This is a genomic window from Micromonospora sp. NBRC 110038 (assembly GCF_020884815.1).
GTDB classification, from domain to species: domain Bacteria; phylum Actinomycetota; class Actinomycetes; order Mycobacteriales; family Micromonosporaceae; genus Micromonospora; species Micromonospora haikouensis.
The window spans coordinates 56,811-69,764 of sequence record NZ_BBOL01000011.1; the positions used below are offsets into that span (position 1 = coordinate 56,811).

The following is a 12,954-nucleotide window of genomic DNA, read 5'->3' on the forward strand; positions in this document are numbered from 1 at the left end:
AGGGCCGTCCGGGTCGCGGGCTTACCACGGCCGCAGCCGTGGATCACCGCCGGTTCGGAATTACACCGAGTCCCGCCAGCGCGTGGTGGGTACTGCGAGAAGTGTGGCACGGCACCCGCCGCGCGTCTGCCCTCGGGGAGCTACCTCACACAGGTGGGCAAGATTCAAGAAAGGCTGCGTCGCCGGTCGACCGCCACGTACGAGCCGGGTTGGCTCTTGGCCACGGACTTCATCTCCGAGGCGACCGCGATCGCGTCCAGCGGGTTGGTCAGGCGCTTGCCGGCGTCGGAGACGGACACCCCGATCGACAGGGTGACCAGGGCGGCCCGCCGGATGTTGCCCCGCCGGTCCTTCAGCTCGACGTAGCCGCGCGCGGCGTCGGAGGGGTCGTAGAGCTTGTCGGCGGCGGTCTCGAAGTCGACCACGGCCCGGGAGGTGAGCGGGCGCACCTGGTCGGGGGCGCAGACGATGACGAAGTCGTCGCCGCCGACGTGACCGAGGAAGGCCGGCGGCAGCCCGATCGCCACGACCGCCCGGTGCAGGCTGCGGGCCAGGGCGGAGATGAACTCGTCGCCCCGGACGAAGCCGTACCGGTCGTTGACGCTCTTGAACCGGTCGATGTCGACGTAGCCGACGGCGTAGTCGACGCCGCTGCGGACCCGGTCGCTGATCTCCCGCCGGATGCGGGAGTTGCCGGGCAGGCCGGTCAGCGGGGACACCTCCCGGAACTCCTTGTTGCGGCGCAGCGTGGAGCTGACCCGGGCGACCAGCTCGGCGGTGTCGAAGGGCTTGACCAGGTAGTCGTCCGCGCCGGCGCTGAGCCCGTGGACCTTGTCCACGGTCATCCCCTTGGCGGTCAGCATGATCACCGGCAGGGCGGAGGTCATCGGGTCGGCGCGCAGCCGCCGGGTCAGCTCCAGCCCGTCGACGCGCGGCATCATCAGGTCGACGACCGCCAGGTCGGGCCGCTGCCGCTCGATCATCTCCAGGGCCTCCTGGCCGTCGCCGGCGTGGATCACCTCGAAGCCGTGCAGCCGCAGGTTGAACTCGACGAACCGGGCGATGTCGGCGTCGTCGTCGACGACGAGGATGAGGTCGGGTCGCTCGTCGGCCGGGTCCACCTCAGGCCCCGGCGGTCGCGCGCTCCGCCAGGCCCCGCAGGCGGCGGACCGCCTCGGCGGGGTCCTCGGCGCCGTAGACGGCGGTGCCGGCCACGAACGCGTCCGCGCCCGCGGCGGCCGCCTGCTCGATGGTGTCGGCGGCGATCCCGCCGTCGACCTCGATGCGCAGCTCCAGGTGGCCGGCGTCGACGTGCCGGCGGGCGGCGCGCACCTTGTCGAGCAGCTCGGGGATGAACCGCTGCCCGCCGAAGCCGGCCTTGATCGTCATGATCAGCAGCGTGTCGAAGCTGGGCAGCAGCTCCAGGTAGGGCTCGATCGGGGTGTCCCGGTCGATCGCCAGCCCGGCCTTCGCCCCGGCCGCCCGCAGGTCCTTGGCCAGTGACACCGGGTTGTCGCACGCCTCGGCGTGGAAGGTGACGTTGTGCGCCCCGGCGTCGGCGTACCCCGGGGCCCACCGGCGCGGGTCGGTGATCATCAGGTGCACGTCGAACGGCAGCTCGGTCGCGGCGCGCAGGCTCTGCACGACGGGCAGCCCGATGGTCAGGTTCGGCACGAAATGGTTGTCCATGACGTCCACGTGCAACCAGTCCGCGGCGCCCTCGACGGCGCGGACCTCCTCGGCGAGGCGGGCGAAGTCGGCGGCGAGGATGCTGGGCGCGATGATCGGCGGCGGTACGGTCACGAGGTCAGTGTACGAACGCGGCCATCAGCCGCCCGCATCGCGGCACCTTCCCGGACGCGCTGTGACCCAGCCGTGACCGGTGGTGCAAGATAAACCGGTCCGGATGGGAATCCCGGACGAAAAGTCAGCCGCGACTGGCCGATCGAGGGAAACGCGGCAAGACTCCATGCAGGACGGTCACGTAAGCTGCACGCCCGGTGGCGGAAACGCCCCCACGGGCCGTGGCGCCCGACCGTCAGCTCCCGGAAAGGGCGGACGATGCGACGGTGGCTTGTGGCGCTGGCGCTGGCCGGCACGGTGGTGATGCTGCTGGGCGGCTGCGCCCGCCCGCACGGGGCAGACGGCGACCTCACCGACGACTGGCCGACGCTGCGGGAACCGAAGATGTTCATCCCGGCCACCGACGCCTGCCTGCCCCGGATCACGGCGGTCGTGCAGGCCGGCACGTACGAGACGGTGGACTGCGCCCGCAGCCACCTGGCCGAGACGATCCACGTCGGCATCTTCACCGACCCGGCCATCGACGCGGGCCCGCGCCCCGAGGCGGGCACGCCCGTCCTGCGTGTCGCCCGCGCCGAGTGCGACCAGCGGGCCCGGGAGGTGCTCGGCGGCGACTGGCACTCGGCCCGGCTGAGCCTCACCATCGCCCTGCCGTCGACGTCGGCCTGGGCGAGCGGGGCCCGCTGGTACCGCTGCGACCTCAGCGAGACCGACAGCATCGACAACACCCGGCCGGTCAACCGCGTCGGCAGCCTGCGCGGCGCGATGGTCGGCGATTCGCCGCTGACCCACCGCTGCTTCGACCCGAAGCTGATCGGGGCGAACCTGAACTACATGGCGCCCGTGCTGTGCACCGAGCCGCACCGCGCCGAGTTCGTCGGGGTCTACACCGAACGCGACATGACCTGGGCCGAGTTCATCCGGTCCAACCAGAAGGTGCACCGCCGCTGCATGGGGTTGATCGCCGAGTTCGCCGAGGTGCCCAACAACAGCGAGTTGCCGTACCGGGCGGGGTCGATCTTCTATCCCCCGTCGCAGCGGGAGTGGGACGAGGGCGACCGCGGGGTGCGGTGTTTCCTGTGGAGCGACGACCGCAAGCTCACCCGGTCGATGCGCGGCGCTGGGCCGAAGGGACTACCCGCGAGCTGAGCGCCGGTGGCGTAAAGTGCCGCTCCGTGGCGCGCCCGGCGACGGAGGCCGGTGTCCGCGACCACCGGCGACGGGGAGGTCGGACTGATGCGGCGATGGTGGACGGCGGTCGCCGTGTCGGCGGGGGCGGCGCTGGCGCTGGCCGGCTGCGGCACGCCGGCCGGGCTGGACGGTGACCTCGCCGACGACTGGCGGACGATGGCGGCGCCGACGCAGTTCGTGCCCGCCGCCGGAACGTGCCACACCGTCTTCGCCGACGTCGGCTACCTCAGCGGCTACAACCCGGTGGACTGCGCGACGTCGCACCGGGTGGAGACCCTGCACGTCGGCACGCTGACCGGCGCCGCCGCCGAGCTGAGCGCGCCACCGGCCGCCGGCTCGGCCGGGATGAAGGCCGTCCGCGCCGAGTGCGACCGGGAGGTCAACAAGGCCCTCGGGTCCGACTGGCGCGCGGGGCGGCTGTTCCTGTCCCCGGTCTTCCCGTCCCGGCAGGCCTGGTCGGGCGGGGCCCGCTGGTTCCGCTGCGACGTGAGCGAGGTGGAGAGCGTCGACGACCCCAGCGCCGTGCCCCGCACCGGCAGCCTCGCCGGCGCGTTGAAGGGCGCCTCGGCGCTGGCCCACCGCTGCTTCAACCCCAAGATCAAGAAGGACGACGTGCAGGAGATGACCCCCGTCGCCTGCACCAGGAAGCACCGCGTCGAGTTCGTCGGCGTCTACCAGGCCCCCGACATCTCCTTCGCCCAGGTCGACAAGAACCGGATGCGCATCCACAAGGGCTGCCGGACGCTGATCGCCTCGTACGCGAAGGTGCCGAACAACGGCGACCTGGAGTATCGGGCGGGCACCATCTTCTACCACCCCTTCGAGCAGGAGTGGAAGGACGGCAACCGGGGCGTGCAGTGCTTCCTCTGGGTCGACCGCGACCTCACCCGCTCGGTGAAGGGCGTCGGCACCAAGGGCCTGCCGGTGCAGTGACCCGCCCGGCGGACGGCTGACGCGGTGGGGCGGCCCGGAGGGGCCGCCCCACCGCGGTCTCGGCTCAGCCCCGGCGCAGGACCGCCAGGAACATGGCGTCGGTGCCGTGCCGGTGCGGCCACAACTGCACCGACGGCCCGTCGCCCAGCCCCGGCATGCCGGCCGGCAGCAGCGGCCGGGCGTCGACGAAGTCCGCCGGCACCCCGGCCCGCCGCGCCGCCTCGGTCACCGTCACGTGCGTCTCCACCGTGTGCGGGGAACACGTCACGTAGGCCACCAGGCCGCCCGGCCGGGCCGCCCGCAGCGCCGCCGACAGCAGCTCCCGCTGCAGGCGGGTCAGCGGCGGCAGGTCCGACGGCTGCTTGCGCCAGCGGGCCTCCGGCCGGCGACGCAGCGCGCCCAGCCCGGTGCACGGGGCGTCGACCAGGACCCGGTCGAAGTGCCCCTCCGGCAGCTCCGGGTCGGCGCCCACGGTGCGGCCGTCGGTGTGCAGCACCGTCACCGGCAGCCCCCGCGTGGCCTGGCCGACGAGCCGGGCCCGGTGCTCGGAGACCTCCACCGCGGTCAGCCGGGCCCCCCGCTGGGCGGCGAGCGCCCCGAGCAGGCCGGACTTGCCGCCCGGCCCGGCGCACAGGTCCAGCCAGTGGGCGTCCGGGCCGTCGAGCGGGGCGACCGCGAGGGCGTTGGCCACCAACTGGGAGCCCTCGTCCTGCACGTGCGCCCGCCCCTCGGCCAGCGCCGGCAGGTCGCCCGGGGCGCCGCCGGCGAGATAGACCGCGTACGGGGAGAACGCCCCCGGTGCGCCGCCGACCTCGTCGGCCAGGGCGACCGGGTCGGCCAGGCCGGGCCGGGCACACAGGTGCACCGGCGGGCGCTCGTTGTCCTCGATCAACAGCCGGGTGGTCTCGCCGAGGTCGCCGCCGAGCGCCTCGGCGAAGGACCGCACGATCCACTGGGGGTGGCTGTACGCCAGGGCCAGGTGCCCGATCGGGTCCGTCTCGAAGGGCGGGGCGAGCTTCGCCACCCAGGCGTCGGCGTCGCGCCCCGCCACCTCGCGCAGCACCGCGTTGGCGAAGCCCGTCGCCCCGATGCCGACCGCGCGCACCAGGTCGACGGTCGAGGAGACCGCCGCGTGCGCCGGCACCCGCGTGTGCAGCAGCTGGTAGGCGCCCAGCCGCAGCGCGTCGCGCACGGGCGGGTCGATCCGGGCCACGTCCCGGCCGGCCGCGTCGGTGAGGATCGCGTCGAGGGTGCCGATGTGGCGCAGCGTGCCGTACGTCAGCTCGGTGGCGAAGGCGGCGTCCCGGCCGGTCAGCCGCTCCTGCCGCAGCAACGCCGGCAACACCAGGTTGGCGTACGCGTCGTCGCGGTGCACCGCCGCGACCGCCTGGTAGGCGACGTGCCGGGGCAGGTCGACGGCGGGCCGCGCCGGCCGCGCGCCGCGCCGGTCGTCGCCCCGGCCGCCCCGGGCCGGGCGGTCGCCGAAGGCCGGGCGGTCGCCCCGGGGGCCGCCGGTCGACCGGTCGGGCCGCCGGTCGGTGCGGGGGGCGGACTGCTCGTCGTACCGTCGTCGGGGCCGCTCCGTGGGCCCGGTCACGCGAGCTCCTCCCCCGCGCCGACCCGGGCGCCGCGCGCCCAGTCGCTCGCCGGCATGGCCTTCTTGCCCGCGGCCCGCACCTCGCCGAGGGCCACCGGGACGGTGGCCGTGCCGGCCAGCACGCGGGACTTCTCCGCCAGCAGCTCGCCGGGCTTCAGGTCGGGGCCGTCGGGCACCGGCACGACCGGGCCGAGCTTGACCCGCTCGCCCCGGAACGTGGTCCACGGGCCGGGCGCGGGGGTGCACGCCCGGATCCGCCGGTCCACCGCGAACGCGGGGTCGCCCCAGCGCACCCGGGCGTCGTCGACGGTCAGCTTCGGCGCGAGCGACACCCCGTCGGCCGGCTGCGGCTCGGCCCGGGCGGTGCCCGCGTCGAGCGCGTCGAGGACGGCCACCAGCAGGCCGGAACCGGAGTGGGCGAGCCGCTCCAGCAGGTCGCCGGAGGTGTCGGTGGGGCGGATCTCGTCGGTGACGGTGCCGTAGACCGGGCCGGTGTCCAGCCCCTCCTCCAGCGCGAAGACGCTCGCCCCGGTCAGCTCGTCGCCGTGCAGCACGGCCTGCTGGACGGGGGCCGCGCCCCGCCACGCGGGCAGCAGCGAGAAGTGCAGGTTGATCCAGCCGTGCCGGGGGATCTCCAGCGCGACCGGGGGCACCAGCGCGCCGTAGGCGACCACCGGGACGCAGTCGGGGGCCAGCGCGCGCAGCCGGTCGAGGAACTCCGGCTCGCGCGGGCGGGCCGGGGTGAGCACCTCGACGCCGCGCTCGTCGGCCCAGGCCCCGACGGGCGAGCGGACCAGGCCCCGGCCCCGGCCGGCGGGGGCGTCGGGGCGGGTGACGACGGCGACGAGGTCGTGGCCGGAGGCCGCGATGGCGTCCAGGGCGGGCAGGGCGACGGCCGGCGTGCCGGCGAAGATCAGGCGCACCGGGTCACCGCCCCAGGCCGAAGGGGTTGCCGGCGTGCGGGTCGAGCTTGACCGTCGGCGGGGCCGCCGCGTCGTACCACTCGGCCTGGCGGATCGCCTTCATCGCCTCCTTGCGGCCGGCCGGGTCCAGCCGGTCGACGAAGAGCACGCCGTCGAGGTGGTCGGTCTCGTGCTGCACGCAGCGGGCCATCAGGCCCGTGCCGACGATCTGGACCGGGTCGCCGTAGCTGTTGAAGCCCTTGGCGACGACGTTCTGCCGGCGCTTGGTGTCGAAGTAGAGCCCGGGGATGGACAGGCAGCCCTCGGGGCCGTCCTGCTCCTCGGCGTCGGGGAACTCCAGCACCGGGTTGACCAGGTGGCCGAGCACGTCGTCGACGTCGAAGGTGAACACCCGCAGGCCCACTCCGAGCTGCGGCGCGGCGAGACCCGCGCCGCTCTGCTCACGCATCGTGTCGGTGAGGTCGGCAACGAGCCTGCGCAGCTCGGCGTCGAAGTCGACCACCGGATCGGCCGGCGTGCGCAACACCGGATCCCCGAACAGACGGATGGGCTGGACGGTCACGCGGGATGGCTCCTTCGGTCGGGCGGGTCAGGGCCGTACCAGTCTACGGACTGCCCGGGGGCCTCCCCCCCGCCCGCGACCGGGACGGGTCAGGCGCCGGGGGCCGGATCGCCGGCGAGCACGGCGTCGCCGGCCAGCAGGCAGTGCGCCGGCAGCGGCAGGGTGATGCCGTGGGCGGCCTCCCAGTCGTACACGGTGCCGGGGCGGACCTGGGCGGCGAAGTACTCCGCCGCGCTCGTCCCGCCCACCACCGGCTCGTCGACCTCGGCGACCAGCCGCGCGGGCACCAGCGGGAAGCCGCTGCGGATGGCGGCGCTGAGCCGCCGGTGGCCGTCGACGACGAAGAAGTATTCCCCGGTGAAGCCGATGGTCAGGGGCTCCAGCGCCTCGTCGCCGGCGGCGGCGACCTCGTCGACGAAGCCCGCGTCCCACAGGCCGCGCAGGGCACCGACGTCCTCGGTCGGGTAGACCCGGGTCGGGTCGAGCAGCAGCAGCGGCGGGGCGTCGCGCAGCACGTCCGCGCCGAGCCGCCCCTCGTACACGTCGATGATGTGGCCGATCACCTGCTCCGGGTTGGCCCGGGTGGAGTCGCAGATCAGGTCGTAGTTGCGCAGCCGGGCCTTGTCGACGCCGTAGCGGACGATGAACCGGCCCCGCTCGCTCTCGCTGCGCTCGCGCAGCTTGGCCCGGGCCTCCTCCAGCGAGGCGTAGCTCTCGGCCGGGCCGGAGGGGCGGGCCAGGACCCGGCGGGCCGCCTCGGTCGGCTCGGTGATCATGTGCACCTTGAGCGCGTCGGTGAAGAAGTGCCAGGCGAGCCGGGAGTCCATGACCAGGCTCTCGCCGGAGGCCGCGATGTCCTGCTGGAGCTGGTCGACGTAGCCGTCGACGGCCTGGTCCAGCTCGGCGTGCAGGTTGAGCTGGAGCGCGGTCATCTGCCGCTCCTGCGCCATCTGGCGGTAGAGGTCGCCGACGCTGACCCGGCGCAGCCCGAGCCGCTTGGCGATCTCGACGGACACGGTGCTCTTGCCGCTGCCGAGGTCACCGTTGAAGACGATCGATTGACGAACGGTCACGACTGGTCCACCCCTGATCACCGGCTGACTGGCGTCGTCGACGTGGCGTCGTACCGACACGCCGTCGTGCGCCCGGGCATGACGGGCGATGCTATCACGCAGCGGCGACCACGGATCGTGACCGCCACTCCGATCGACTAGAACAGCGAAAGAGGGTCGATCTGGACGCGGACCGGATCGGTGGCCTTACGGAGAGTGCGCGCCCCGGCGGCGGCGTGCAGCGCCTCGGCGAGGGCCGCCGCCCGCGCCCGGGGCACCCGGACGAGCATCCGCTCCTTCTCGCCGTCGGCGGGGACCGGGCCCAGCACCTCGGCCTCCTCGGGCAGCCGGGCGGCGGCCAGCAGGTCGGCCACCGCCTCGGGCGGGCCGGTGACGCTGGCCATCCGCACCGCCGGCGGGAACCCCAGCTCGCGGCGCTCGGCCAGCTCCCGGGCGGCGAACCAGGCGGCGTCCCAGCGCAGCAGGGCCTGCACCGGCGCGAGGGCGCCGTCGGCGACCACCACCACCCGGCCGCCGGCCGTCGCGGGTCGGGCCAGGGCGGCGGCGGCCAGCCAGCGGCGCAGCGCCTCCTCGCCGGCCCGCAGGTCGGCCCGGGTCAGCAGGGCCCACGAGTCGAGCAGCAGCACCGCGCCGTAGCCGCCGTCGGCGACCGGCTCGGCCCCCGGGGTGGCCACCACGAGGCCGGCGCCGCCGGGCACGGTGGTGAGCACCTCCTCCCGGCCGGAGGTGCGCACCGGCACCCCGGGGAAGGCCCGGCCCAGTTCCTCGGCGGTGCGCCGGGCGCCGGTGACGGCCGCGCGCAGCCGCCGCCCGCCGCACTCCGGGCAGGCGTACGCGGCGGCGATCCGGCCGCACCAGCGGCAGGCCGGTGTCCCCCGCGCCGACGGCAGGGCGAGGGGGCCGGCGCAGTGCGGGCAGCGGGCCGGGGTCCGGCAGTCCGCGCAGGAGATCGACGGCAGGTAGCCGCGGCGGGGCACCTGGACCAGCACCGGGGCGTCGGCGCCGAGCGCGTCCCGGGCGGCGACCCAGGCCAGGCTGGGCAGCCGGGCCGTCGCCGCGCCGGGATCGCGGGCCAGCTGCGGGTCGTCCCCGGTCGGCGCGACGGCGGGGGTACGCGCCCGCACGGTGGCCCGGTCGGCGACCACCTCCCGCGCCCAGCCGGTCTCCACCAGCAGCTGCGCCTCGGCGCTGCGGGCGTACCCGCCGACCAGGGCGGCCGCGTCGGCGAGCCGGGCGCGGGTGAGCAGCACGTCGCGGGCGTGCGGGTAGGGGGCGCGCGGCTCGGCGTGCAGGTCGTCGCCGTCGTCGACGATGGCGACCAGGCCGAGCCGGGCCACCGGGGCGAACATCGCCGCGCGGGTGCCGATGACGACCGGCACGTCCCCGCGCCGGGCGGCCAGGAACGCGCGGTAGCGGCGGGCGGGGCCGAGGGCGGCGGAGAGGCTGACGTGCCGCCCGGGGCCGAGGGCGGCGGTCAGCGCCGCGTCGAGGCGGTCGAGGTCCCGGGCGTCGGGCACGACGACCACCGCCCCCCGCCCGCCGGCCACGGTGGCGGCGACCGCCTCGGCGTACCGGGCGGGCCAGTCCTCCCCCGGCAGCGCGGACCAGACCGCCCGGGCGGGGCGGCCCTCGGTCAGCGCCCGCAGGAACGCCGGCCCGGCCGGGTACGCCCGCCAGCCGGCCGCCTCCGGCGGGGCCAGGGGCGCGGGCGGCTCCGGCGGGACGTGCGGCTCCTTCTCCACCCGGGCGTGCCGGGGCGGCACGGCCAGCCGGAGCACGTCGGCGAGGCTGCCGGCGTACCGGTCGGCGACGGCCCGGGCCAGCCGGACGACCTCGTCGGCGAGCACGGGCTCGGGCGAGACGAGCCGGTCGAGGTAGGCCAGCCTGCCGGTGTGCCCCGAGTCGTCGGCCCGTTCCAGCAGCCAGCCGTCCACGAGCTGGCCGGCGAAGCGCACCTTCACCCGGGTGCCGGGGACGGCCGCGTCGGCCAGCTCGGCGGGGACCAGGTAGTCGAAGGGGCGGTCGAGGTGGGCCAGGGGCACGTCGACGCAGACGCGAGCGACCGGCGACCCGTCGGCGGGTCGCCGGTCGCCGCGCGTGTTGCCGGTCAGGCTCCCGCGGCCGACTTGAGGTCGGCGGCCCGGTCGGTGCTCTCCCAGGTCAGCTCGGGCAGTTCCCGGCCGAAGTGGCCGTACGCCGCGGTCTGCCGGTAGATCGGGCGCAGCAGGTGCAGGTCCCGGATGATGGCGGCCGGGCGGAGGTCGAAGACCTCGGTCACGGCCTTCTCGATCGAGGCGACCGGCACGGTCTCGGTGCCGAACGTCTCGATGAACAGGCTCACCGGGTGCGCCTTGCCGATCGCGTACGCGACCTGCGCCTCGCAGCGCTCGGCGAGGCCGGCGGCCACCACGTTCTTGGCGACCCAGCGCATCGCGTACGCCGCCGAGCGGTCCACCTTGGACGGGTCCTTGCCGGAGAACGCGCCGCCACCGTGCCGGGCGTACCCGCCGTAGGTGTCGACGATGATCTTCCGGCCGGTGAGGCCGGCGTCGCCCATCGGGCCGCCGATCTCGAACCGCCCGGTCGGGTTGACCAGCAGCCGGTAGCCGTCGGTGTCCAGGCCGAGGCTCTCCAGCTCCGGCGCGATGACGTGGTCGCGCACGTCCGGGGTGAGCAGCGAGTCCAGCGAGATGTCGGCCGCGTGCTGGCTGGACACGACGACGGTGTTCAGCCGGACGGGGCGCAGCCCCTCGTACTCGATGGTGACCTGGGTCTTGCCGTCCGGCCGCAGGTAGGGGATCGTGCCGTCCTTGCGGACCGCGGTGAGCCGGCGGGCGAGCCGGTGCGCCAGGGCGATCGGCAGCGGCATCAGCTCGGGCGTCTCGGAGCAGGCGAAGCCGAACATCATGCCCTGGTCGCCGGCGCCCTGGGCGTCCAGCGCGCTCTCCGAGGAGCCGGTGCGCAGCTCCATCGCGTTGTCGACGCCCTGCGCGATGTCGGGGGACTGCGCGCCGATGGAGACGCTGACGCCGCAGGACGCGCCGTCGAAGCCCTTCTTCGACGAGTCGTAGCCGATGTCGAGGATCGTCTCCCGCACGATGGTCGGGATGTCGGCGTACGCCTTGGTGGTCACCTCGCCGGCCACGTGCACCTGGCCGGTGGTGATCAGGGTCTCGACGGCGACGCGGCTGTGCGCGTCCTGAGCCAGCAGTGCGTCGAGAATGCCGTCGCTGATCTGGTCGGCGATCTTGTCCGGGTGGCCTTCCGTGACCGATTCGGACGTGAAGAGGCGGCGTGTCACGGCACTCCTAAGTTATGGAAAAGTCGTTCCGCGGAAGTGTAGTCACCCGGGCTAAACGCGCGCTGGAACGGTCGCTACCCCGTCACTGGTCGGGAAGGTGGCCAGCGCGCCACGACGAGGTCCCAGACGGCGTCGGCCAGATCCTCCTTGGACTGCTCGGCCATCGGGTGCACCGAGCCGTCCGCGCCGATGACGGTCGCCGCGTTGGTCTCGGCGCCGAAGACCTTGTCCGGCCCGACCTCGTTGATGACGATGAGGTCGGCCCGCTTACGGGCGAGCTTGGCCCGGCCGTTGGCCTCGGCGTCGTCCGTCTCCGCGGCGAACACCACCAGCACCTGCCCGGGCCGGCGTTGCCGGCCCAGCTCGGCGGCGATGTCCGGGTTGGTGACGAGGTCGATCGTAGGTGCCCCGGCTGCTGTTTTCTTGATTTTGGCCGACGTGTAGGTGGCGGGGCGGAAATCCGCGGGCGCGGCGGCCATCACCACGGCGTCCGCGCCGGCCGCCGCACGAAGCGTGGCCTCCCGCAGCTCCTCGGTGGTGCCGACCCGCACCATGTCCACGCCGGCCGGGTCGGCGAGCGCCACGTTGGCGGCGACGAGGGTGACCCGGGCGCCCCGGGCGACCGCCGACCGGGCGAAGGCGTAACCCTGCTTGCCGGAGGAGCGGTTGCCGAGGAACCGCACCGGGTCGAGCGGCTCGCGGGTGCCGCCCGCGGTCACCACCACGTGCCGGCCGGCGAGGTCGGCCGGGGCGTGCAGGCCGCGGGCCAGGGTCCGCCGGGCGACGGCGAAGATCTCCGCCGGGTCGGGCAGCCGGCCCTTGCCCGTGTCGGCGCCGGTGAGCCGGCCGACGGCGGGCTCGACGACGCGGACGCCCCGGGAGCGCAGCGTGGCGACGTTGGCCACGGTGGCGGGATGCTCCCACATCTCGGTGTGCATCGCCGGGGCGAGCAGCACCGGGCACCGGGCGGTGAGCAGGGTGTTGGTGAGCAGGTCGTCGGCGAGGCCGTGGGCCGCCCTGGCGAGCAGGTCGGCCGTGGCCGGGGCGACCACCACCAGGTCGGCCCGCTGGCCGAGCCGGACGTGCGGGACCTCGTGCACGTCGGCCCAGACGTCGTCGGCGACCGGCTGGCCGGACAGGGCGGCCCAGGTCGGCGCCCCGACGAAGCGGAGCGCCGACGCGGTGGGCACCACGCGGACCCGGTGGCCCGACTCGGTGAAGAGCCGCAGCAGCTCACACGCCTTGTAGGCGGCGATGCCGCCGCCGACCCCGAGGACGATCTCGGCGGACATCGGCGTGCGGCGCGGTTACGGCTGGTCGGTCGGCTCGGCGGTGAGCAGGCCCGCGTTGATCTCGCGCATGGCGATGGAGAGGGGCTTCTCCTGGGGGGTGGTCTCCACGAGCGGGCCGACGTACTCCAGCAGGCCCTCGCCGAGCTGGCTGTAGTAGGCGTTGACCTGGCGGGCGCGCTTGGCAGCGAAGATCACCAGGGCGTACTTCGACGTCGTCTTCTCGAGCAGCTCGTCGATCGGCGGGTTGGTGATGCCCTCGGGGTTGGCGATGGATCCCAC

General features: G+C 75.0%; 12 protein-coding genes. 2 read left to right on the forward strand and 10 right to left on the reverse strand.

The window, feature by feature from the left end; translation table 11 throughout:
* Nucleotides 1–164 precede the first annotated feature (164 nt).
* Together LPU61_RS28735 and rpe are read right to left on the reverse strand one after the other, a co-directional pair.
* Nucleotides 165–1,121: a response regulator gene (locus LPU61_RS28735; RefSeq protein ID WP_229406725.1), complete on the reverse strand. Its 957-nt coding sequence runs from the start codon at nucleotides 1,119–1,121 to the stop codon at nucleotides 165–167.
* A 1-nt stretch (nucleotide 1,122) separates the two neighbouring features.
* A complete protein-coding gene (gene rpe / locus LPU61_RS28740) occupies nucleotides 1,123–1,803 on the reverse strand; it encodes a ribulose-phosphate 3-epimerase (protein WP_043967995.1) in 681 nt (226 codons plus the stop codon).
* A gap of 258 nt (nucleotides 1,804–2,061) precedes the next feature.
* Here rpe and LPU61_RS28745 point away from each other — a divergent pair, with 258 nt between their 5' ends.
* Nucleotides 2,062–2,952 (forward strand): septum formation family protein, encoded by an 891-nt coding sequence (locus tag LPU61_RS28745; protein ID WP_229406726.1) that lies wholly within the window; start codon nucleotides 2,062–2,064, stop codon nucleotides 2,950–2,952.
* An 87-nt stretch (nucleotides 2,953–3,039) separates the two neighbouring features.
* A complete protein-coding gene (locus tag LPU61_RS28750) occupies nucleotides 3,040–3,927 on the forward strand; it encodes a septum formation family protein (protein ID WP_229406787.1) in 888 nt (295 codons plus the stop codon).
* A 64-nt stretch (nucleotides 3,928–3,991) separates the two neighbouring features.
* Here the strand turns inward: LPU61_RS28750 and LPU61_RS28755 are convergent, their stop codons facing one another.
* The 8 genes from LPU61_RS28755 to rpoZ form a co-directional block, all read right to left on the reverse strand.
* Nucleotides 3,992–5,524 carry an RsmB/NOP family class I SAM-dependent RNA methyltransferase gene (locus LPU61_RS28755; protein ID WP_229406727.1) on the reverse strand — a complete coding sequence of 511 codons (1,533 nt, stop codon included), beginning with the start codon at nucleotides 5,522–5,524 and terminating at the stop codon, nucleotides 3,992–3,994.
* Nucleotides 5,521–6,447 (reverse strand): methionyl-tRNA formyltransferase, encoded by a 927-nt coding sequence (gene fmt / locus LPU61_RS28760; protein WP_043967991.1) that lies wholly within the window; start codon nucleotides 6,445–6,447, stop codon nucleotides 5,521–5,523. Before fmt ends, LPU61_RS28755 begins: the two co-directional genes overlap by 4 nt.
* Before the next feature lie 4 nt (nucleotides 6,448–6,451).
* The gene (gene def / locus LPU61_RS28765; RefSeq protein ID WP_043967988.1) at nucleotides 6,452–7,009 is read right to left on the reverse strand and encodes a peptide deformylase; all 558 of its coding nucleotides are present in this window, start codon (nucleotides 7,007–7,009) and stop codon (nucleotides 6,452–6,454) included.
* Between the two features lie 89 nt (nucleotides 7,010–7,098).
* Entirely contained in the window at nucleotides 7,099–8,082 is a 984-nt protein-coding gene (locus LPU61_RS28770) for an AAA family ATPase (RefSeq protein WP_229406728.1), read from the reverse strand.
* A gap of 137 nt (nucleotides 8,083–8,219) precedes the next feature.
* Entirely contained in the window at nucleotides 8,220–10,193 is a 1,974-nt protein-coding gene (locus LPU61_RS28775; RefSeq protein ID WP_229406788.1) for a primosomal protein N', read from the reverse strand.
* Nucleotides 10,190–11,383, reverse strand: a complete 1,194-nt coding sequence (gene metK / locus LPU61_RS28780) for a methionine adenosyltransferase (RefSeq protein WP_043967984.1) — start codon at nucleotides 11,381–11,383, stop codon at nucleotides 10,190–10,192. Before metK ends, LPU61_RS28775 begins: the two co-directional genes overlap by 4 nt.
* 74 nt (nucleotides 11,384–11,457) lie before the next feature.
* The gene (gene coaBC / locus LPU61_RS28785) at nucleotides 11,458–12,675 is read right to left on the reverse strand and encodes a bifunctional phosphopantothenoylcysteine decarboxylase/phosphopantothenate--cysteine ligase CoaBC (RefSeq protein ID WP_229406729.1); all 1,218 of its coding nucleotides are present in this window, start codon (nucleotides 12,673–12,675) and stop codon (nucleotides 11,458–11,460) included.
* 15 nt (nucleotides 12,676–12,690) lie between these two features.
* A complete protein-coding gene (rpoZ, locus tag LPU61_RS28790) occupies nucleotides 12,691–12,954 on the reverse strand; it encodes a DNA-directed RNA polymerase subunit omega (protein ID WP_007075826.1) in 264 nt (87 codons plus the stop codon).